The sequence below is a fragment of the Bacillus sp. V59.32b genome (assembly GCF_003429085.1).
In the GTDB taxonomy this organism is placed as follows: domain Bacteria; phylum Bacillota; class Bacilli; order Bacillales; family DSM-1321; genus Peribacillus.
Genome location: NZ_QVTC01000042.1, coordinates 16045 through 38480 on the forward strand (window position 1 = coordinate 16045; position 22436 = coordinate 38480).

General features: G+C 42.6%; 20 protein-coding genes and 2 riboswitches. Of the genes, 17 read left to right on the forward strand and 3 right to left on the reverse strand.

Annotation, left to right across the window (positions count from 1 at the left end; all coding sequences use genetic code 11):
• Positions 1–85: 85 nt before the first annotated feature.
• The gene (locus D0463_RS10245) at positions 86–427 is read left to right on the forward strand and encodes a DUF3243 domain-containing protein (protein ID WP_174234315.1); all 342 of its coding nucleotides are present in this window, start codon (positions 86–88) and stop codon (positions 425–427) included.
• 35 nt (positions 428–462) lie between these two features.
• Here D0463_RS10245 and D0463_RS10250 read toward each other — a convergent pair whose 3' ends face one another.
• On the reverse strand, positions 463–987 hold the full coding sequence (locus tag D0463_RS10250; protein WP_160118404.1) for a universal stress protein: 525 nt from the start codon (positions 985–987) through the stop codon (positions 463–465).
• 263 nt (positions 988–1250) lie between these two features.
• On the opposite strand from D0463_RS10250, the gene D0463_RS10255 reads away from it, so the two are divergent.
• From D0463_RS10255 to D0463_RS10285, 7 genes are all read left to right on the forward strand, one after another.
• Positions 1251–1451 (forward strand): hypothetical protein, encoded by a 201-nt coding sequence (locus D0463_RS10255; protein ID WP_117307313.1) that lies wholly within the window; start codon positions 1251–1253, stop codon positions 1449–1451.
• Positions 1452–1611: 160 nt separating this feature from the next.
• On the forward strand, positions 1612–3444 hold the full coding sequence (locus D0463_RS10260) for a transglycosylase domain-containing protein (protein ID WP_117307314.1): 1833 nt from the start codon (positions 1612–1614) through the stop codon (positions 3442–3444).
• A 68-nt stretch (positions 3445–3512) separates the two neighbouring features.
• A complete protein-coding gene (glpK, locus tag D0463_RS10265) occupies positions 3513–5003 on the forward strand; it encodes a glycerol kinase GlpK (protein WP_117307315.1) in 1491 nt (496 codons plus the stop codon).
• 472 nt (positions 5004–5475) lie between these two features.
• Entirely contained in the window at positions 5476–7227 is a 1752-nt protein-coding gene (locus D0463_RS10270; RefSeq protein ID WP_117307316.1) for an ABC transporter ATP-binding protein, read from the forward strand.
• Positions 7224–9242 carry an ABC transporter ATP-binding protein gene (locus tag D0463_RS10275; protein ID WP_117307317.1) on the forward strand — a complete coding sequence of 673 codons (2019 nt, stop codon included), beginning with the start codon at positions 7224–7226 and terminating at the stop codon, positions 9240–9242. Before D0463_RS10270 ends, D0463_RS10275 begins: the two co-directional genes overlap by 4 nt.
• A gap of 296 nt (positions 9243–9538) precedes the next feature.
• Positions 9539–9648: riboswitch (SAM riboswitch) on the forward strand.
• Positions 9649–9731: 83 nt separating this feature from the next.
• Positions 9732–10991 carry a homoserine dehydrogenase gene (locus D0463_RS10280; protein ID WP_117307318.1) on the forward strand — a complete coding sequence of 420 codons (1260 nt, stop codon included), beginning with the start codon at positions 9732–9734 and terminating at the stop codon, positions 10989–10991.
• Positions 10992–11140: 149 nt separating this feature from the next.
• Positions 11141–11764, forward strand: a complete 624-nt coding sequence (locus D0463_RS10285) for a rhomboid family intramembrane serine protease (RefSeq protein ID WP_117307319.1) — start codon at positions 11141–11143, stop codon at positions 11762–11764.
• Between the two features lie 51 nt (positions 11765–11815).
• On the opposite strand, the gene metC is transcribed toward D0463_RS10285, so the two are convergent.
• Together metC and D0463_RS10295 are read right to left on the reverse strand one after the other, a co-directional pair.
• Complete coding sequence (metC, locus tag D0463_RS10290) at positions 11816–12991, reverse strand: cystathionine beta-lyase (RefSeq protein ID WP_117307320.1); 1176 nt, start codon at positions 12989–12991, stop codon at positions 11816–11818.
• A complete protein-coding gene (locus D0463_RS10295; protein ID WP_117307321.1) occupies positions 12988–14100 on the reverse strand; it encodes a methionine biosynthesis PLP-dependent protein in 1113 nt (370 codons plus the stop codon). The genes metC and D0463_RS10295 overlap by 4 nt, the downstream gene beginning before the upstream one ends.
• An 86-nt stretch (positions 14101–14186) precedes the next feature.
• Positions 14187–14303: riboswitch (SAM riboswitch) on the reverse strand.
• 266 nt (positions 14304–14569) lie between these two features.
• On the opposite strand from D0463_RS10295, the gene D0463_RS10300 reads away from it, so the two are divergent.
• The 9 genes from D0463_RS10300 (at position 14570) to D0463_RS10345 (ending at position 22435) form a co-directional block, all read left to right on the forward strand.
• Positions 14570–14686, forward strand: coding sequence for a YezD family protein (locus D0463_RS10300; protein WP_483295730.1), 117 nt, complete (start codon positions 14570–14572; stop codon positions 14684–14686).
• A gap of 496 nt (positions 14687–15182) precedes the next feature.
• Complete coding sequence (locus tag D0463_RS10305; RefSeq protein WP_117307323.1) at positions 15183–15572, forward strand: GntR family transcriptional regulator; 390 nt, start codon at positions 15183–15185, stop codon at positions 15570–15572.
• A complete protein-coding gene (locus D0463_RS10310) occupies positions 15569–16255 on the forward strand; it encodes an ABC transporter ATP-binding protein (RefSeq protein ID WP_117307324.1) in 687 nt (228 codons plus the stop codon). The genes D0463_RS10305 and D0463_RS10310 overlap by 4 nt, the downstream gene beginning before the upstream one ends.
• On the forward strand, positions 16252–17085 hold the full coding sequence (locus tag D0463_RS10315) for a hypothetical protein (protein WP_117307325.1): 834 nt from the start codon (positions 16252–16254) through the stop codon (positions 17083–17085). Before D0463_RS10310 ends, D0463_RS10315 begins: the two co-directional genes overlap by 4 nt.
• A 13-nt stretch (positions 17086–17098) precedes the next feature.
• Positions 17099–18331, forward strand: coding sequence for a hypothetical protein (locus D0463_RS10320; RefSeq protein WP_117307326.1), 1233 nt, complete (start codon positions 17099–17101; stop codon positions 18329–18331).
• A gap of 395 nt (positions 18332–18726) precedes the next feature.
• The gene (gene pxpB, locus D0463_RS10330) at positions 18727–19434 is read left to right on the forward strand and encodes a 5-oxoprolinase subunit PxpB (RefSeq protein ID WP_117307328.1); all 708 of its coding nucleotides are present in this window, start codon (positions 18727–18729) and stop codon (positions 19432–19434) included.
• 1 nt (position 19435) lies between these two features.
• A complete protein-coding gene (locus D0463_RS10335; RefSeq protein WP_117307329.1) occupies positions 19436–20437 on the forward strand; it encodes a 5-oxoprolinase subunit C family protein in 1002 nt (333 codons plus the stop codon).
• A 14-nt stretch (positions 20438–20451) separates the two neighbouring features.
• Entirely contained in the window at positions 20452–21216 is a 765-nt protein-coding gene (locus D0463_RS10340) for a LamB/YcsF family protein (protein ID WP_117307330.1), read from the forward strand.
• Positions 21217–21244: 28 nt separating this feature from the next.
• Positions 21245–22435 carry an NRAMP family divalent metal transporter gene (locus tag D0463_RS10345; RefSeq protein ID WP_117307331.1) on the forward strand — a complete coding sequence of 397 codons (1191 nt, stop codon included), beginning with the start codon at positions 21245–21247 and terminating at the stop codon, positions 22433–22435.
• Position 22436: the final 1 nt, after the last annotated feature.

Below are 22436 nucleotides of genomic sequence, written 5' to 3' on the forward strand. Positions count from 1 at the left end.
GACAAGGGTTGAGTTTTTCAAAAATCGGGTATTACATAAGATACAGCAGTGAAAATTTTGAAAACACAAGAAGGAGGAGCTCGTCTTGGCGGAAAAAGAACATGTTGTGCAAAAAGATGGGAACGTCAACACAGAAAATGTGGATGAAGCCCTTGATAAAATTGATCCGGAAAGAATGGACCACATTTTATCGAATTTTAACGAATTCAAAACCTATTTACACAAGAGATTGGATGTGGCCAAGAAGATCGGTTTAAATGAAGAGCAACTGGCTAGTACCGCCGAAAAAGTGGGAGATTATCTTGCTGATAAGGTAGAACCGAAAAACCGTGAAGAAAAGCTTCTTCAGGAGCTTTGGAAAGTCGGCACTGAAGAAGAACGTCATAAGTTAGCCCACATGCTCGTAAAATTGGTTGATAAACCATAAGAAAGCTGTCACATATCTTTTGTGACAGCTTTTGTCTATTTAGCAATCAATACCGGGCAATGCGCTTCGTTGGCTACCTTACTGCTCGTGCTTCCGAGAAACAGTTTTTTTAAACCGGTTTTACCGCTGCTGCCGACAATGATGATATCAGCGTTTGTTCTCTTTGCATAGCTGCAAATGCTTTCTGCTGGATTTCCTTCCAATATTTCAAAATGTCCTTCTGCCTGGAGATCATCCAATATTGAAAAAGCTTTATTTTTCGCCTTCGAACTGCTGTTTTTAACAATAGAATGTGTTTCTCCACCTTGATTCATCGAATTTTGTTCCGTGGTAATCACGGGATGTGTCAGTGCCGGGTCGATATACATTCCATCATTGGCAAAGCCCCTGCCGGAAGGATTTCCAACCATCTTTTGCTCGACCCTTTCTTTAAAGACATGAACAATCGTTAAGGTAGCATCAGGAAAAGACCTCTTTAGCCTGGCGCCCCATTCAACTGCTTTTTCGCTGCCTTCGCTGCAATCAAATGCAGCGATGATATGATTGAATTCCGCTAACATACTCCCCATCTCCTAACTGTATTGTTATCGAAATCGTTAGTGCTCATAAATTTAAAATAATTAGTTACTGTTTTCCCTAATTTTCATATAATTATGCCATAATCTTCAAGGATGATTCACTTTCTCCTCATAAGTGAGAAAAAATACTCATTCATTTAAATAGCATTTTGTTAGAAGTTCATAGAAATGAGTCAAAAGTCTAATGTAACATTTCCAGAAATACGATAATCTTAAATTATGCTAGTGAAAAAGAGGTGGTTAGTATGCTTCAAGCAGATACAAAAATGCACCCCACGATTAAGCGATGCTTAAAACATTTGGATATATTGGGAACCGACGATAAAACAAGGCAAATTGTTTATATGTATATGGAAACATTGATTCAGGAATTCTCGACTTCAGAAAAGCTTGAAACTGCGGATACTGAACCAGCTACTGGGAAAAATGAAAAGAGAAGAATATAAAAACAACTGCTCGATAATAATCGGTGGTTGTTTTTTTGTATCAAAAATTAATGTACTTCCCGGACTAGTTTATGTTTAAGGATATAGGGGTACAGAAAAATGGGTATATTTATGCATAAAAATGGACAAAAGATGAATTTTTGATAATTAGGGGGTCTATATGAAAGGATTCAGAGGAATAAGAGAGATTATACCCTCTTGGCTTATTCAAGGAAGCTTCATTTCTTTATCAGCTGTAACCATTTTTGCAGTTGGTTTTTTTACGTTCTTTAAGCCTGAAACCAATATTAGCAATCTTAAAGATCAACTAGAACGTTCAACGGAAATATACGATGAAAATGGGGAGCTGGCAAGCAAAATTACCGCGAATAAAACGGAGGGCATTTCGATTAAAGAAATGCCGGACCATGTGAAGAATGCTGTAGTCGCCATAGAGGACCACCGGTTTTATGAGCATAATGGCATTGATTATAAAGCAATCTCCCGGGCGTTTTATACAAATCTCAAAGCTGGCGGGATTGAGGAAGGCGGCAGTACGATCACTCAACAGCTGACGAAGATAGCCCTGCTCGAATCCGACAGAACCTTCAGGAGGAAGGCGGAAGAATATTTCCTGGCCAGGGAAGTAGAAAAGGAATATAGCAAGGACGAAATATTGGAAATGTATCTCAATCAAATTTATTACGGGCATGGAGCATGGGGGATTAATAAGGCAGCACAAGTATATTTCGCAAAAGAAGTGGAGGAACTCACTGTTGCGGAGGCTGCTATGCTTGCAGGAATCATTAACGTCCCGTCGGCCCTTGATCCTTATGAGCATTTAAATAAGTCTATCGACAGACGCAATTTGGTTTTATCGAGGATGGAAGAGCACGGCTTTATCACCAATCAGGAATATGACTCAGCAGTTAAGGAAGAAGTAGTCTTGGATGACACCGTGCCGAGCGATCCGTTAAAGGGAAAGTATCCTTATTACGTAGACCATGTCCTTTCTGAAGCTTCTAATAGATATGACATCGAAATGGATGAGCTTCTGACCGGCGGATATAAAATCTATACATCTTTAAATCAGGATATGCAAAAGGCAGCGGAAAAAGTGTACGAGGACGACAGTATTTTTCCGAAAGGCACAAGTGATAAACTGGTGCAAAGTGGAGCAGTCTTATTGAATCCAAAGACTGGCGGCATTCAAGCGCTGGTCGGAGGAAGGGGTGAACATCAATTCCTTGGTTACAACAGGGCGACCCAGTTAAAAAGCAGTCCGGGATCCACGATTAAACCGCTTGCAGTCTATGCGCCCGCACTTGAGGAAGGCTATGAAATTACCGATATGCTAAAGGATGAAAAGATGTCCTTCGGCGGGTATGAGCCTTCCAATCTCGGAGGGAAGTACAAAGGCGAAGTGCCGATGTATGAAGCAGTTATGAATTCCTTGAATGTACCTACCGTATGGCTGTTAAACGAGATGGGGATTGGAAAAGGAATCGATGCGCTCGAAAGGTTTGGAATTCCGCTCGATAAAGAGGACAGGAATTTGGCCATTGCTCTTGGCGGGGGGTTCGATGGGGTTTCTCCGCTTGATATGGCAGGTGCCTATTCTACATTTGCCAATAATGGTGAAAGAATGCAATCCCACGCTATTTTAAAAATCGAGGATGCAACAGGAAAAGAAGTAGCAACTTGGGAAGAAAAGAAAACCAGGGTGACGACAAAGGCTGTGACGGATCAAATAACTGCGATGCTGCTAGGTGTCGTCGAATACGGAACTGGAAAAAACGCGGCGGTGAACGAATGGGAAATTGCCGGAAAAACCGGGTCAACCCAGCTTTCAATCAAGGGAGCAGTGTTCTATAGAGCAACCTTTGCCGGAGAAGTAGATCAATATTTTTGGATTGTATTGGCAGCAATTGCTATCGTATTAATATCGGCTGCTCTATTTGGAAAACGACCGGCCGTTCTTGAGATTAATAGGAAACATAAAAACGCGCAATAAGCCGAAGTCTGGAAATCTCGATATGTGGGTATGGTACAGTATATTAATTGGATAAAGGAGAGTTGAAAATGGAGCAATATATTTTATCTTTGGATCAAGGAACAACTAGTTCACGTGCGATTCTTTTCAATAAGAAGGGTGAAATCGTTCATATCGCACAAAAGGAATTCACCCAGCATTTCCCAAAACCGGGCTGGGTTGAACACAATGCAAACGAAATTTGGGGAACCATTCTTGCAGTTATTGCTTCATGCTTATCTGAATCAAATGTAAAACCAGAGCAAATTGCGGGAATCGGAATTACGAACCAACGGGAAACGACTGTAGTATGGGAAAAGGCAACAGGCCGTCCTGTCTATAATGCGATTGTCTGGCAATCGAGGCAGACAAGCGATATCTGTAACGATTTAAAGGAACAAGGGCATAATGACTTGTTCCGTGAGAAAACGGGATTATTGATTGATGCCTATTTCTCTGGAACAAAAGTTAAATGGATCCTCGACAATGTAGAGGGTGCACGTGAAAAGGCGGAAAACGGGGAACTATTATTTGGCACGATTGATACGTGGTTAATCTGGAAGTTATCAGGCGGCAAGGCGCATGTGACCGATTATTCCAATGCTTCCCGTACACTCATGTATAACATTTATGATCTAAAATGGGATGAAGAGTTGCTTGAGATTTTGACAGTGCCGAAGTCGATGCTTCCTGAAGTCCGCCCGTCCTCTGAAGTCTACGCGAATACAGTGGATTATCATTTCTTTGGTAAGGAAATCCCGATTGCCGGGGCTGCCGGAGACCAGCAGGCCGCCTTGTTCGGGCAAGCTTGCTTTGAAAAAGGCATGGCGAAAAACACGTATGGAACTGGTTGCTTCATGCTTATGAACACCGGTGAAAACGCGGTCCGTTCTGAAAACGGTTTATTGACCACCCTTGCCTGGGGGATTGATGGCAAGGTCGAGTATGCTCTTGAAGGAAGCATCTTCGTTGCGGGATCCGCGATTCAATGGCTGCGCGACGGCTTGCGTATGCTGAAGGATTCAAAGGATAGTGAGGAATACGCGAAAAGAGTGCCTTCGACCGATGGTGTCTATGTTGTACCTGCATTTGTCGGGCTTGGTACACCATATTGGGACAGTGATGTTCGCGGCGCAATCTTTGGCCTCACGAGAGGTACTTCAAAAGAGCATTTTATCAGAGCGACACTAGAATCGCTCGCCTACCAGACCAATGACGTTCTTGGCGCGATGGAAGCTGATTCCGGGATCCAATTAAAGACGCTCCGTGTCGATGGCGGTGCTGTGAAAAATGATTTCTTAATGAACTTTCAAAGCGATATGCTGAATGTCCCGGTTGAAAGACCGAAAATCAATGAAACTACTGCACTTGGGGCGGCTTATCTCGCTGGAATTGCAGTAGGATACTGGGAAAGCAAGGAAGAAATTGCAGAACAGTGGGCGATTGACAAGACATTTGAACCTTCCATGGAAGCTAACGAACGGGAAGTTTTATATGATGGCTGGAAAAAAGCTGTAAAAGCAGCCATGGCTTTTAAATAAGATAAATATACTGGATCGTGGCATGAAACCTGCGATGCCATGGTCTTCAAATTTATCAAAATGGAAATTGACAAATTCTGTTTATCATTGTAATCTTACAATGAATCAACCAATTTTTCTAAGGAAGGTGAACGTTATGATGTTAATCAATAGGCGAAATAAGCAGCTTAACATTTTACATAACGCAGCCTGTCCTGTTGCTTTGTTCTGATTTGGAACATAGCGATCATGAATGTTCTGCTAAGTGCAGGCTGCGACATAGGTCGTAGCATGCACTTTTTTTCATTTTGCGTGATTTTTTCGCATTTAAATGAGCTTCGCATGTGTTTGCGGAGCTTTTTATTTTTATCAAATACTAAGTAAAGTATGGAGGAATGATGATGAGATGTTTATCTGAAGTGAGGCCGATTTATGAAGTGGATACAGACAGCGGGTAGTCAAATAGTATTGACAAACAGAAGGAGGATACAACATGTTTTCGATTTTTAAGAAGCTATCCTGGTTCTTTAAAGAACAATGGAAACGCTATACATTTGCTATTTTATTTTTAGCCATCGTAAATATTCTAGAGGTTATTCCACCAAAGCTGGTTGGAATAGCGATTGACGATATCAACAACGGTAATTTAACGAGCGGGGCAATTGTGGAGTATATCAGCTACATAGCTCTTCTGGGGGTCGGTACTTATTTGTTCGGATATCTTTGGAGCTACCAGCTTTTTGGTGGTGCCTTCCTGGTCGAAAGGAAGATGCGCTCCCGGTTCATGGGCCATTTATTGAGGATGACGCCGACATTTTTTGAAAAGAATCGCACCGGAGACTTGATGGCCCGTGCCACGAATGATCTAAAAGCGATTTCCAACACGGCAGGATTCGGAATCTTAACGTTAGCGGATTCGATCCTCTTTACGTTTACGATTCTGATTGTCATGGGTGCGACAATTAGCTGGCAGTTAACCATCACCGCGATTCTGCCGCTTCCAGTCATGGCGATCATGATGCAAATATTAGGGAAAAAAATTCACAAACGATTCACACAAGCGCAGGATGCGTTTGGGGAATTGAATGATAAAGTCCTGGAATCAGTTTCCGGAGTGCGGGTTATCAGGGCTTACGTCCAAGAAAGGGAAGATGAAGAACGCTTTCGGGATATGACAGAGGATGTATACCGGAAAAATGTCGAGGTTGCCAAGATCGACTCGTTGTTTGACCCCGTCATCTCCGTTTTGATTGGGATCAGCTATTTAATTGGGCTCGGCTATGGAGCTTATATGGTCTTCCAGCAACAGATAACCCTCGGGGATCTTGTCTCTTTTAATGTATATTTAGGGATGCTCATATGGCCTATGATTGCCATTGGGGAATTGATTAACATTCTGCAAAGGGGCAACGCGTCACTAGATCGGGTCCAGGAAACCCTTTCTTATGAAGAAGATGTGAAAAACGAAGCATCAACCATACATTTGGAAAAACCTGGGGATATTTCATATAAAGCGGTCAATTTTACGTATCCGTCCTCAAAAACTCTGAACCTGAATGAAGTTTCAGTATCGATTGAGCGTGGCCAAACCCTCGGTGTCGTCGGTAAAACCGGCAGTGGCAAAACGACGTTCGTGAAGCAGTTGCTTCGTGAATATCCACTCGGAAGCGGAAAAATCTCAATCGCCGACATACCTTTAGAGAAAATCGCGATCGAAGATATCCGGAAATGGATCGGGTATGTCCCCCAGGATCATTTCCTGTTTTCAAGATCGGTGAGGGAAAATATCCTATTCGGAAAAGAAAACGCGTCGAATCAAGAGCTAAACAACGCCATTCGTCTTGCTGACTTTGAGAAAGATCTGGAAATGCTTTCTGATAAATTAGAAACGCTCGTCGGAGAAAAGGGTGTCGCTCTTTCCGGTGGACAAAAGCAAAGGATTTCGATTGCAAGGGCGCTCATCAAAAACCCGGAGATCTTAATCCTCGATGATTCCTTATCAGCTGTCGATGCAAAAACAGAAACAACAATCATCGAAAATATTCAAAAAGAACGATCCGGTAAAACGACAATCATTACGACGCACAGATTATCGGCGGTCCAGCATGCTGATTGGATCATTGTCCTTGATGACGGAAAAATCATTGAAGAAGGCCGACACCCGGAGCTTCTTAAACGAAACGGCTGGTACAAAGAACAATTCGTAAGACAGCAAATTGAAGAAGGAACGGAGGTGGGTGCATGAACGTCGTCAAGACGCTTTATCATTATGCTACCCTATATAAATCGATCATCATCGCAGCGCTGATCATGCTTTCCGTTTCTGTAGCAGCCGATTTAACAGGACCATTTGTGGCGAAAAGAATTATTGATGAACATATCCTTGGCATTGAATCGAAATGGTATCAGACCGAAAAAGGCGAAGATGCTGTCTCGTTCCAAGGTGCATCATATAAACGTGATGAATATTTTTCCAGCAATGAAGAAAAGGGAAAAGAAGTGAGAATTTTTCAGGTTGGCACAAAATTCACCTTTGTCGATCAGTCTGTTTCCTTTGATGGGAACAGGGAGCTTTCTGGAGATTTGCTGACCATTTCAAAAGGGGAGGAAAAGGCCAGCTACAATGCCATAGTATTAAATAGTCAGGAGCTGATGCGTTTTTATCAGCCGGAAATCTCGAGGATTTTAACACTGGTCTCTATTTACTTCGTGCTTGTTGTCATTTCATCAATTTTTCAATACGGGCAGAGATTTTATTTGCAAAAAGCGGCAAATCGAATTGTGCAACGAATGAGGACCGATGTGTTTTCTCATATATCAAAACTGCCGATCCGGTATTTTGACAATCTTCCTGCAGGTAAGGTCGTCGCGAGGATTACCAATGATACAGAAGCGATCCGGGAATTATATGTCACCGTGCTTGCGAATTTTTTTTCAAGCACAATTACGATCTTCGGCATATTCATTGCGCTCTTTATCCTTAATCCTCGGGTTGCCATGTTTGCGCTCCTGCTGATTCCGATTTTGGTCATATGGACGATTGTTTACCGGAAATTTGCTTCAAAATATAATCAAGTCATCCGTGCGCGTGTCAGTGATATAAACGCAATGATTAACGAATCCATTCAGGGGATGACCGTCATCCAGGCTTTCCGACGCGAAAAGCAATCGAAGGAATCGTTTGAAAAGCTGAATTATGAACATTTTTCGTATCAAAATAAAATGCTCAGCTTGAATTCTTTGACCGGCCATAATTTAATTGGTGTTTTAAAAACCATTTGCTTTGTTGCGTTCATCTGGTATTTTGGCGGTCAGTCTTTAACCGCCACGTCGGTGGTTTCCCTTGGAATGTTGTATGCGATTGTCGATTTTATCAACCGTTTGCTATATCCGGCCCAAGCAATCGTCAATCAATTTGCTAATCTTGAGCAGGCACTCGTAGCCGGTGAAAGAGTATTCAAATTACTGGATGAACCAGGAATTTCTGTAAGTAGGGAAAGCATTCCAAGATATAAAGGCAATGTCGATTTTAATCATGTATCGTTTGGCTATAAAGAAGATGAATATGTCCTAAAGGATATTACGTTCTCTGCGAGTCAGGGAGAAACTGTTGCACTTGTGGGACACACCGGTTCGGGAAAAAGCTCGATCATGAATCTTCTTTTCCGTTTCTATGACTGCAATGAAGGCAGCATTACGATTGACGGAATGGATATTAAAGACCTGGCGCACCAAACGTTGCGCCAGCATATGGGGATTGTCTTACAGGACCCGTATCTGTTCACCGGAACAATAGCGTCCAACGTCAGCCTTGAAAATGAAAAAATTACCCGAGAAATGATTGAAAAGGCATTGAAGGATGTCGGCGGGGATCATGTGTTAGGACATCTGGAAAAGGGAATAGATTCGCCGGTCATTGAAAAAGGAAGCACTCTTTCCTCCGGGCAGCGTCAGCTTATTTCTTTTGCCAGGGCATTGGCCTTCAATCCAGCTATTCTGATTTTGGATGAGGCTACATCAAGCATCGATACCGAGACGGAAGCGATCATTCAAGAAGCGATGGATGTATTGAAAAAAGGCAGAACAACCTTCATTATCGCCCACCGTCTTTCCACGATCAAAAAGGCGGACCAAATTCTTGTTCTCGACAGAGGTATAATTGTTGAGCGCGGGAACCATGATGAGTTGATGGCATTGAAAGGCAAGTATTATCAAATGTATGAACTCCAGCAAGGACAGCAAAAAGGGATGGCTGGATAGGAATGGAGGAAAAACTGCTATTAAGGTGAACTAAAGAATCGGCAATTATTAAATAATATCGTTGATTTTTGACTCATTCATGTGACACTTGAGTGTCACATGCCTTTCAGCAAAGCTGAAAGGTTGCTCCAACTGCAAAAGGCCCGAGAGAAAGCTAGCTTTCTCCTCGGGCCTTTTGCAGTTGGAGCTAAATGAGCCAAAAATATTATTGGTGCAGCAGCTTTTAAATTATAAATTTCCCTCATATAGTTGTTGTTTCCAAGGGGGTACTCTGCTACAATAGAATAAATTGAATAGTCTTATCAAGAGAGGCGGAGGGAATGGCCCTGTGAAGCCCGGCAACCTTCAAACTGATGTTTGAAAAGGTGCTAAGTCCTGCAAAGTTTTTAGCTTTGCGAGATAAGAGACGGATAACGATGAAACAGCCTCTCTATCTCCATGGTAGAGAGGCTGTTTTTTGTTAGTTGAACTTGGAGGGGGAAATGTAAATTGGCTACTTTAAAAGTTGCGCTATTGGGATTAGGAACAGTGGGGCTTGGTGCTTTCGAGGCAATTACCGAGCGTAAAGAACAGCTCGAGTCTTTAATTGGAAGAACGATTGAGTTAGCGGGTGTGTTAATAAAAAATGAGCAGAAAACAAGAAATATTCACGAGGATGTTTTTATTTCAAAAGACTTTGAAGAAATAATTGCCAGGAAACAGCCTGAAGTTGTGATTGAGGCGATTGGTGGGATTGAACCCGCACGCACATATATTGAGTATGCGTTAAGAAATGGCTGTCACGTCGTTTCGGCCAATAAGGATTGCATTGCCCATCATGGCAAGGAATTTCAACAGATTGCAAAAGAAAATGGAGTCCGGTTTGTGTATGAAGCAAGTGTCGCCGGAGGAATACCGGTCTTGCGGACGCTTCGGGAATTATTGGCGATCAACAAAGTGGAGCGTCTTGAAGCGATTTTGAATGGAACCTCCAATTTTATTCTGAGCATGATGAGAACAAAAGGGGCATCGTTTGAGGAAGCGCTAGCCGTTGCCCAGCAAAAAGGCTATGCCGAGCAGGACCCGACAAATGATATTGAAGGTCTCGATGCCTTTTATAAATCGATGATTTTAAGTGAATGGATTTATGGTGACCAGCCAGATTGGGATCAAGTAAAGGTAAAAGGAATTTCAGCCATTAAGATAGAAGAAATCCAGGTAGCGGAACAGTTAGGGGTCCGGGTGAAGCATCTTGTCACGATAAACGATGACCTGTCGGTTGAGATAGGACCGGAGTTCGTTGATTCAGAGCATCCGCTCTATGGTGTGGAAAACGTAAATAACGCTGTTTTAATCAAAACGGACTTGTTGGGAGATTTGACGTTGATTGGTGCAGGTGCAGGTGCAAAGCCGACTGCAAGTGCGGTGATCGAGGATTTTATCTCGCTTTATTTAACGAAAGAAAATATGCCGATTCGAAAACTTGCGTCGGTGGATCTTCCAACAGAACGGGAAGGACAAAAAGAAGATACCACGTTACTGTTTTTTCGCGATGTAACGTCGACAGATTTAAGCCAAATAGAAGGCGAGTTGGAAAAGCGGGGAACCATTCTTACATACACGGAGATTGAGGATCCGTTACTAGGCGTTTTATTCAAAGGAAGCCTTACCGGTTATTCTGACGATAAATTGCAAAGTACTTATCCGGCAAAAGTAAGTACTATTACCTTATCCACGAACAAATTAAGGCAGCTTGCGCTAAATAAATAATGAGAAAGAAAACCTCCTGATCAATGGTGATTTCAGGAGGTTTTCTTTGGTAAGAACGATACATTTTGCATATACGGTATTATCGTTTATATTAACAAGTATAGGAAAAAATGACCAGTATAGAAATTTTTAAGGAAAGGATTGAGTAGATGCTCTTTATAAGAAGGGAATCTTTCAGAGAATTCCTATCGGCATATCCGATTACAAGTCTGATCGTTTTTCTGAACACCATCATGATGATTGTGTCTATTTTTCTTGGTGACTGGATGTATAGATGGGGAGGAATAAACCGAAGCACAATTATCGGCGGAGAATTTTATCGGTTGCTGACATATGCTTTCATACACGGAGGAATGATGCACTTTTTAACGAATATGATTTTCACTATCATAACGGCACCGGCCATTGAGAAGTTGCTTGGACCACTCAAATTCATCACTTTGTTTTTCTTTTCAATATTGACCGCAGCGCTCGTTATCATCCTGATTCCTGCTGGCCCTTACCAGTTCGATGTCGGTGAATCCGGTTTTGGTTACAGCTTATTTGGATTTTATTTTTATCTGGTTGTCTTTAAGAAGAACTTCCTTGATAAAGAATCAAGCAACGTCATTTTGGCCCTTATAGCGATTGGCTGGCTCACGACCTTAGTGATACCCGGTACAAGCTTTGCTGGTCATTTGGGCGGATTTGTCGCTGGATGGTTATTCGCCTTCCTTGTGAACAAAAACCTGAACCGTTTGAAGATAATAAACAATCGATCATATTACCGATGAGAAAACCGCCTAGGCAAACAGTCCAGGCGGTTTTTTCATCGATTATTAGAATTATTGATTCACGCTTATTCTGCTTTCTTCAAGTGCTGCCGCAAAGTCCTTGATCAAGTCATCCGGATTTTCCAGACCGGCCGAGAGACGAAGGAGGCCGCTGCTGATGCCCCGTTTTTGTCTTTCCGCTTCAGGCATGGCGGCATGTGACATTTTAGCGGGATAGGATAAAATCGATTCTACCGCGCCGAGGCTTACCGCAAAAACAGGCAGCTCCACGTTTGAAACAAAGGCATTCAATACCTCTTCATTCTCAAGTTCAAAGGAAAGTACCGCACCTGCTCCGCTTGCCTGTGACTCCTGGAGGCTGTAGCCAGGATGATTTTCAAGGCCCGGATAATGCACGGCTTTTACAAGCGGATGTGACTGCAGGAATTCCGCTATCTTTCGTGCAGATTTCATCGAATGTTCCATTCTGACATGCAGGGTTTTCAGACCGCGCATTACAAGCCATGCATCCTGTACGCCAAGTACGGCGCCGAACGAGTTCTGCAAGGCATAAAGCCGATCGGCAAGCTCGGGGTCTTTTACGACGGCAAGGCCCGCGATGACATCACTATGGCCGGATAAAAATTTTGTGGCACTATGAAGGACGATATCGGCGCCAAGATTTAACGGTTTTTGCAAGGCAGGTGTTAAAAAAGTATTGTCTACATATGTTAACGCCCCAATTTCCTTTGCAAGCGTGCAGATTGCTTGGATATCGGTCACTTTAAGCAACGGATTGGAGGGAGTCTCCATATAGATCGCCTTTGTATTCGGTCTTACCGCTTCTCTGACATTATTCACATCTGTCATGTCAACGAAAGTATGCTCGATTCCAAACCTGGTTAAAACACTTGTCACCATCCGGTAGGTTCCCCCGTACACGTCCTCCGTAACAATGATATGGTCTCCGGCAGACAGCAGCAGGAGGGCAGTGGAGATGGCAGCCATTCCGGAAGAGAATGCAAAGCCTCTTGTGCCTTCTTCCAGTTCGGCAATGATGTCCTCAAGCGCTTCCCGGGTCGGGTTGGCGCTGCGGGCGTAATCATACTTACCGTATTGCTCCGGATTGCTTTGGTGGAACGTTGAGGCATGTTGGATCGGAACGCTAACTGCCCCTGTGGCACTGTCGAATTTATGCTGGTTATGCAATAAAAGCGTTTCAAATGAGTACGCTTTGTTTCCCGTCATACTCTAGCCTCCTTGTTGACTGCCGCAAGTGCCTTATCTAAATCCTGGATCAAATCTTCTCCGTCTTCAATGCCGACAGAAAAACGCAATAGTCTATTACAAACCCCATTGGCCGTCCTGATTTCTTCAGGAATATCGGCATGGGTCTGGGTTGCCGGATAGGTGATGAAGCTCTCGGTTCCGCCCAGGCTTTCAGCAAAGGTAATCAATGACAGCTCTTGTAAAAACGGATTGACCCATGCTTCTTCCCTGATGCGGAAGGAAATCATCCCACCTTTGCCAGGGTAAAGAACATCGTCAATATAATCATGGTTTTGTAAGAACTCTACCAATAATTTCGCATTTTTTTCGTGTCGATCCATCCTTAGTGATAGGGTCTTCATCCCGCGCATAAGCAGCCAGGAATCGAACGGACTTAGAACAGTTCCTGTGCCGTTATGATAAAGAGCAAGTGATTCAGATAACTCAGCACCCTTTGCGACAATCAGGCCAGCAAGGACATCGTTGTGTCCGCCCAAATATTTTGTGGCGCTATGAATCACGATATCTGCTCCCAGCTTGATGGGCTGTTGGAGAAGAGGAGTATAAAATGTATTATCGACAATCAAAAGCAAACCATGCTGCTTGGCAATTTCAGCCACAGCGGCAATATCGGTTTGTTCCATGAGGGGATTGGTCGGGGTTTCGATAAAGACCGCTTTCGTTTGAGGAGTAATGGCACCTTCAATTTCCTCTAGACAGCTTGTGTTCACGTATCGACAGTCTAAACCCCATTTTTTAAAGCCTTGCTCCAACAAACGATATGTACCACCGTATAAATCCTTGGAAATCACCCATTCATCCCCAGATTTGAATAAAGAAAGTACAGTTAGGATTGCGGCCATTCCTGAACTGCAGGCGAACCCCTGGTCGCCGCCTTCGAGATCGGCAATGGCCTGTTCAAGAAGCTGGCGTGTTGGATTGCCGGTTCTTACATAATCATATCCGGATGATTGTCCAATTCCTTCATGTCGATAGGCAGTGGAAAAGTAGACAGGCGGGTTCACGGTTCCTGTTGCAGATTCACTTCTGTTTCCGATTTGTGCCAAAAATGTGTCAATTTTATACATGGCTCACTTCTCCTTTAAATTATGGATAAAAACAAAAAAAGCCTTCTATAAGAAGAAGACTTTTGAAAATACATGGGCAGTCGTTCTCCTTATCTCTCAAGTTCCAAATAACTTGATGGATTTAGCACCTTTCCAATGACGAAAATACATGGAAGGTTGCTGAGGCGTCTTAGGGCCATTCCCTCGACCTCTCTGGATAAGAAATATCAATAATTCAATTTCTTTTGAATTTACTATACAATATCCATTGTGTCAACCTGCGAAAGAGTAATACGTAAAATTATCTTTACAAGACCCGGGAGATAGATTATTCTGTATATTAAATTCTGACTAATTCAATCAACAAACTATTATTAACCGAGCTCTGAATAAAATTAACAGAGATAGTTAACAGAGCTATTAACTAAAAAAATGGGGTTTTTAAATAGGGGGGTGACTCATTATGGGGGAACACAAACAGATCACCAAAATGGCCGACCAGCTTCAAAATATGCTGGATTCCATGAAATACGGGTCTATTACTCTCGTTATCCAGGATGGAAAAATCATTCAAGTCGAAAAGAATGAGAAGATAAGGATCAAATAATCAGCGGAAAGAAATTGGAGGCAGTCTTACCTTGCGGGGTATGGCTGTTTTTTTCATGAGATTATTTAAGAAATTGTTGATGTCAAATTCTTTATCTGAAGTTTAAAGGGTTTCCGCTATATTTATTCGGGGTTTTCTTTATATTTAGGCTCTGTTAAATTCCATTGTTGATTTTCAAATGGTCATGGAATCTACTCGCTTTCCGCGGACGAACTGGCAAGCCTCCTCACTCGTACCTCGCTGCGGGGTCTTGCCAGCCCGTTTTTCCGCAGGACGTTGATTCATCATCCTTGAATAGACACCGCACGAGAAAATGCGTATGCATTTTCGAGGAGTCTCGCAGATTCCCTTCCCAAAAACAACATTATCGTTTAACAGAGCCTATATTTTAAAAAATCAGTTTGACAGGCATGGTGTATTACGGGTATAGTACATATATGAGGTGTATGAACCACTTAATACATACACTTGAAAGGAAAATATAGGAGTTGTTTGGATGAATGTTAATTTTAATAACCGCGATCCATTGTACTTGCAGGTTGTCCGCTACTTTAAAGAACAGATTGCCATCGGACAATTGGAAGCCGGACAGGAAATCCCGTCCCGACGCGAGCTTGCTTCCATGTTGAAAATAAATCCGAATACCGCCCAAAAAGCATATAAGGAAATGGAGGAACAGGGATTGATCCATACCGAAAGAAACTTTCCAAGCCGGATCACAACAGATGAACAAATCTTGAATTCAATCAGGGAGGAACTGATCATGCAGGCAGTTGATATCTTCATTGCCTCAATTAAACCGATTCATGTTTCCTTGGACGAAGTGGTTGAAATGGTAAAAGAGAAATACGTGTCTGAAAAGAAATTGGGGGGAGATCAACCATGATTGAGGTAATGAACCTGGAAAAAAAATATGGGCGCAAAAAGGTGCTCGACGATATTTCGTTCACAGCCAACAAGGGTGAGATTACCTGTTTGATCGGGATTAACGGAGTCGGCAAAACGACGACCCTTAAAGCGATTATGGGGCTTACGCCATATAAAGGAACTATCCTTATTGACGGAGAAAAGCTAACCAAGGATAGCTATGAAAAAATAACCTTTATCCCGGATGCGATAACAATGCTTCCGAACATGACCATAAAAGAGGCGTTTTTATTTATGGAAGACTTCTATACTGCCTGGAATAAGGAACGTGCCGCAGAATTATTAACGTTTTTCAAATTGAAAGAAGATTACAAGATTGCCGAGCTTTCAAAAGGGAACACCGCAAAAGTCAATCTTATCCTGGGGCTTGCGCTTGATGTCGATTATTTGCTGATGGACGAACCGTTTTCCGGCATTGATATGTTTAGCCGTGAACAGATTGCCGATGTTTTCTCAAGCCACTTAATCGAGGAACGGGGCGTACTGATTACCACGCACGAAATAAGCGATATCGAACATCTGATTGATAAGGTCGTGCTGATGGACAATGGCAGAGTGTTGAAGGAATTTAGTACCGAGGGGATGCGGGCAAGTGAGGGGAAATCGGTAGTAGATGTGATGAGAGAGGTGTATCAAGGGTGAAAAATTATTTGAAACTGGTTAACTTCGAAACCAATCGCTTTATTAAGATTTACGTTGCATTATTGGGTATTACAATCATTTCTCAATTTTTAGGCGTTATTATGAAATCAAACCGCTATTTAAAAGATGCAAGAGAGACAATGTCGCAACAATCCATTACCCAAGCCGAATTTGTAGAACAGGTTGGGTTGCTTGATTTTTCACATATCATGAACAGCTTTTGGTTTTTAGGGCCGATTGCAATTTGTGCCGTTGCTCTTATCTTTTACATTTTTTTAATCTGGTATCGTGACTGGTTCGGCAAGAATACATTTATCTACCGGCTCTTGATGCTGCCGACATCCAGATTAAATGTCTACTTAGCAAAGGCCACTGCCATTTTCCTTATGGTCTTTGGTTTAGTAGCTCTGCAAATCATCCTGCTTCCGTTGGAGAATCTTCTTTTTCAATCGCTTGTACCGGATGTTTTTAGAAGTGTAACTAGTGTGAGAAGTTTAATTGACAGCAGTGTGTTAATGGTCGTTATTCCAAGGACATTCATGCAATTCCTTTTATCCTATGGACTTGGGTTTGCGGCAGTGTTTACATTGTTCACAGCAATTTTACTGGAGAGAAGCTACCGAATCAAAGGAGTTGTGATGGGGATACTTTACTGTCTTGCTGCAGGGACGGTTTTTCTTTCGCCGATTTTGATTTCAGCCATTTTTTCTTATGATATGTTCTTTTATCCTCTGGAACTGCTGATAATAGAAATATTTTTGGGCGTGATCGTCATGGCTGTCTCCATTTGGATTGGGAATTTCTTAATAAACAAAAAAGTAACCGTGTGAGGAGAATCATATGATGAAACGATATTGGAAAATAAGTTCACTCATCGTCGTTATCTTACTGGGCATCAGCAGTTATTATATTCATTCCGCTTACTCAGCAAAACAGCTTCCTGAATATATAATCAAAAAGCAGGAAGGAAATTCAAAGGTTATCGAGCAGCTGGTAATAAGAGGCGGCTATAGCAATAAAGCAGAAACTGCCTCAGAAATGATCGAAATTTCATCGGAAGGTTCCGAGTATTCAAGTGAAAAATCTTTTATTAGCCAAATAAAGAGTATGGATGATGATGGTGAACAAATTGAGAATCTGAAAAGAAAATACCGCAGTTTTATGAGAGGAAAAAATGGGCAGAATTCCTTTTATGAAGATAAGCGTAATCTTGTATATGCCGAGATAGAGTATCGGTTCCAAGATAACAGGCAGAAATTCGATTTCCATATCGCTGCCCTGGATAAAAAAAGCAATGAAGAAACTTCTTTTAAAATGGCATTCCCTGAAGGGGAAAAATACTCCAATGTCCAGCTGGATGATGTTCAGTTTTCGGATGGTAGGGTAAATGTAATCACTAAAAATTATCTGTCTACGAATGACGCTGGGCAGGAAACGGAACTGCATTTATATTCCTTTAATTTGTTAGACAAGAAGTTGCTAAGTGAAGAGGTCATCCTTTCTGACTCAGACAAAAAAGAAAATACCTATACAGATTATGAAAAACTGTCCGAAGCAAACAGCATGGTACCGTCCAATTATATAGTAATAAACAAAACATTCATTGAACAAAAACAGCATGAAAATGGGGAAACTGTCGAAGACATAAAGGGTAATGAATTGTTTGTTTATAATCTCAGAGAAAAAAAAGAGGAGGAAGTAAAACTTCCCAATGAAGTGCAGCAATTAAACGGAACCTGGAGTTATTATGATGCTGGAAAACTCTATATCTCCGAAGCAAAGGGCGGAAAGGTGCGTGTTGTCACATATGATTTCGCACAGAAAAAAGTCGAGAATCAATGGCAGGTACCGCTTGGAGAAAACGGCATGATATCATTGGCAACTATATTCAACAACGGCAATATGTATCTACTCGCTGCCGAAGATGAAGGGGCTGAACAGGGTCTTGAATATGCATCCGTGATTGTAGCGGACCTGGAAACAGGCAAAACTGAGTATAGAGGAACGGTCGTAAATAAAAACGCAAATACTAAATCAGATGGACAGGCATATTTGAGTGAGCTAATAATTGAATAGTATTTTATTAGACGTTTCCACTTTGGAGGCGTCTTTTGTCTTTTTAATTGACATCTGACAGGTTGCTGAAATACGATGTTAATCATATTGATAATTTTCGCAATATAAAGAAAGAGCAAGGTTTTTCTTTCCATCCGGGTAGAATAGGCTGCAACATAATCGAAAAAGATGTTTCGGAAATCATTTATTCGGTAAATAAACTGTATCCAAAGAAAAATTATCCTCGCGATATGGGGCAAACTAGCAAAAGCCCGGCACATTCATTCCCTTAATAAATACCCATCCGGAAATGAAGAATTGGTACAGCAAACGAGAAGAAGTAATCCGCCTGTGTTCATGAAGAATCAGCCGATCAGTTTTACTTCTATAATGATAAATAAGTTTGGGGGGCTAGTATGGAATACAGTTTCCATCCGTTAGGCGATAATGCAGTCATTATCGAAGTAGATAAAGATATAAATGTTAAAACGCAGCAAAAGGTTCAAGTTATTACTACATTTTTGGACGAGCAGCCACCTTCTTGGATGATTGAATACATACCAGCGTTTACCACAGTCACAGTTTTTTACGATCCGGTCAGGATTTCAACGGGTAGTGAGGAAGGTCGTTCCCCCTATCAATACGTTTGTAATCGGCTGAAAGAATTGCTTTCAGATTTAACGGCAGGTACTCAAGTGGAATCACGAGTGGTGGATATACCAGTTTGCTATGGAGGAGAATTCGGTCCTGATTTAGAATACGTGGCAAGAGTGAATGGCTTAACGACTGAAGAAGTCATACATATACACTCCTCCGGAGATTATTTGGTCTATATGATCGGATTTGCGCCAGGGTTCCCGTATATCGGCGGTATGTCTGAGAAAATCGCGACACCAAGAAGAGAATCTCCCCGTTTAAAAATTCCGGCCAGATCAGTGGGAATTGCGGGAAAACAAACAGGGATTTATCCACTCGAAACACCTGGTGGCTGGCAGTTGATCGGACGGACCCCGACACGACTATTTCGCCCTGAGAATGAATTGCCAAGTCTGTTAAGAGCCGGAGACAAGATTCGATTTTTACCGATCAGCCGGCAGGAATACATAGAATGGGAGAACGATTAGGATGCTAACGATCACAAAGCCCGGTCTGCTAACAAGTATCCAGGATCTTGGGCGGTACGGCTTTCAAAAATTCGGAGTCATTGCGAGCGGGGTTATGGACCCGCTCTCTCATCGAATTGCTAATTTATTAGTCGGCAATCAAGAGAGTGCGCCGACGATGGAAATCACTTTAATTGGCCCTGCTATTGAATTCAAGGAGGATGCCCTTATTTCGATTTGTGGCGGCGATTTATCTCCAGTTATTGATGGAAAGCCCGTTCGCATGTGGCGCTCGGTTTTTGTCAAGAAAGGAAGCACGCTTCAATTTGGCAAATGCAGGTCTGGATGCAGGGCCTATCTCGCTCTCGCAGGCGGGTATGCTGTAAAAAGTATTATGGGAAGCAAGTCAACCTATTTAAGGGCCGAAATGGGCGGATTTAATGGCAGGGCACTTCAAGCAGGAGACCAGGTTTCCTTTAAGCCCCCCGGTGATCTTTCAGCAAAAATCATTCAATATATAAAAAAGGATTTATCTCCCGATACTTTTGTTCAAAGTGAGTGGTCAGTAGCCTCAGACTTAATTCCCAACCACGCAAACAGCACTTCTATACGGGTTATAAAAGGCCTGCAATTCGATTTATTTACCGAAGAAAGCCAGGACACGCTTTTTAAGGATCTTTTTGAGATATCATCGCAGTCAGATCGAATGGGCTATCGGTTAAAAGGACCAACCCTTTCCCTTGACACTCCGCAAGAGATGATTTCAGAAGCTGTTAATTTTGGCACGATCCAAGTCCCGTCGGATGGAAACCCGATCATTCTGTTAGCGGATCGTCAGACAACAGGCGGATATCCGAAAATTGGCCAAGTTACAACGGTCGATCTTCCATTATTGGCTCAAGCAAAACCAGGGGATCGAATCCGTTTTGCCGAACTGTCTCATGAAGACGCCGAATCTCTGTACTTAGAAAGAGAGACACAAATAAAGCGGCTTAGAATGGGGATTGCCTTAAAATTCAGATAGGGGGTGTATAGGTCGTGCATTTTGTAGACATTAATTGTGATATGGGAGAAAGCTTCGGAGCTTACAAATTAGGCAGGGATGAAGAAATTTTTAATTATATTACCTCTGCGAATATTGCCTGCGGGTTTCATGCGGGTGATCCGGCGACCATGCGGAAGACCGTCAAACTAGCTTTAGAAAAAAATGTCGGAATTGGCGTCCATCCAGGACTTCAGGATTTGGCAGGTTTCGGAAGGCGGGAGATGCAAATCACGCCCCAAGAGGCGTATGACCTCATCGTTTACCAAATCGGCGCCCTTTATGCTTTTGTTAAATCCGAAGGCGGAATGCTGCAGCACGTTAAACCGCACGGTGCTCTTTATAATATGGCTGCTAAAAGTGCGGCATTATCAGAAGCGATTGCCGAAGCGGTCTACAAGGTTCAACCGGAACTGATTTTATTCGGACTGGCTGGGAGTGAACTAGTGAAAGCGGGGGAGAAAATCGGCCTCCGAACCGCGAATGAAGTATTTTCTGACCGCACCTACCAGGAGGATGGTTCCTTAACCCCGAGACGGAATGCTAATGCGCTTATTGAAAGCCAGGAAGCGGCCGTTAGCCAGGTGATCACGATGGTAAAAGAAAGCAAAGTCACATCCCTCCAAGGAGTGGAAGTCCCCATCAAGGCAGATACGATCTGTATTCATGGAGACGGGGAGCATGCATTGGATTTTGCGAAATATATTTCCACCGCGTTAAAAAACGCCGGCATTACAACGGCTAAAATAAGTGACTATTAAATTACATCATTGATGTTAGGAGAAAAGTATGGAAAAGAACTCACGATTTAGTATATTAATGGGAGCTGCGTTCCTGATGGCAACATCAGCCATCGGACCGGGTTTCCTGACTCAAACCACCGTTTTTACGGAAACCCTTCTTGCGAGCTTCGGGTTTGTCATCTTAATATCGATCATTATTGATATCGGCGCCCAAATGAATATTTGGAGAATTATTGCCGTATCGGAAAAACGCGCCCAGGATATTGCCAATGAGGTACTGCCAGGGCTGGGATATTTTTTGGCCGTTCTGATTGTAATGGGCGGACTGGCGTTCAACATCGGCAACATTGGAGGAACCGGGCTTGGCATGAATGTCTTGTTCGGCATTTCTCCTGAAATGGGTGCCTTACTGAGTGGAATTATGGCGATTGGTATTTTTTTAGTAAAAGAAGCGGGCAAGGCAATGGACCGTTTCGCTCAAATCATGGGTTTTGTTATGATTGCACTGACCGTTTACGTAATGTTTAAGGCACAACCTCCATATGGAGAGGCGGTCGTAAGGACCTTTGTTCCCGATGAAATCAATCTTGTGGCAATTGTCACGCTTGTTGGGGGAACAGTTGGCGGCTATATTACATTTGCTGGGGGCCATCGATTGCTGGACGCAGGACTAAAAGGAAAAGAAGCCGTTCCCGAGGTCACCAGAGGGGCAATCAGCGCGATTGGAATTGCCTCTATCATGAGGATTTTTCTTTTTCTGGCGACGCTCGGTGTTGTGATGCAAGAGCTGCCTCTTGATCCAAAAAACCCTGCAGCTTCCATATTTAAACATGCTGCCGGCAATATTGGGTATAAGATTTTTGGAGTGATCATTTGGGCAGCAGCCGTTACGTCCGTAGTGGGAGCAGCCTACACGTCGGTTTCTTTTATAAAAACATTGAGTAAGACAGTAGCTAAACACGAGAAATGGGTGATTGTCGGATTTATTACGATTTCGACTTTGGTGTTTGTTGCCATTGGTCAGCCTGCAAAGATACTGGTTCTCGTCGGATCGTTAAATGGTCTTATTCTGCCGATTGCATTAGGTGTAATGCTGGTTGCGGCTTATAAAACAAAAATTGTCGGCGATTATAAGCATCCGTTATGGATGACGATATTTGGAGCGATTATTGTGGTTGCCATGGCTTATATGGGCGGTTATTCATTGATCAATGGAATTCCGCAACTATTTAAATAAG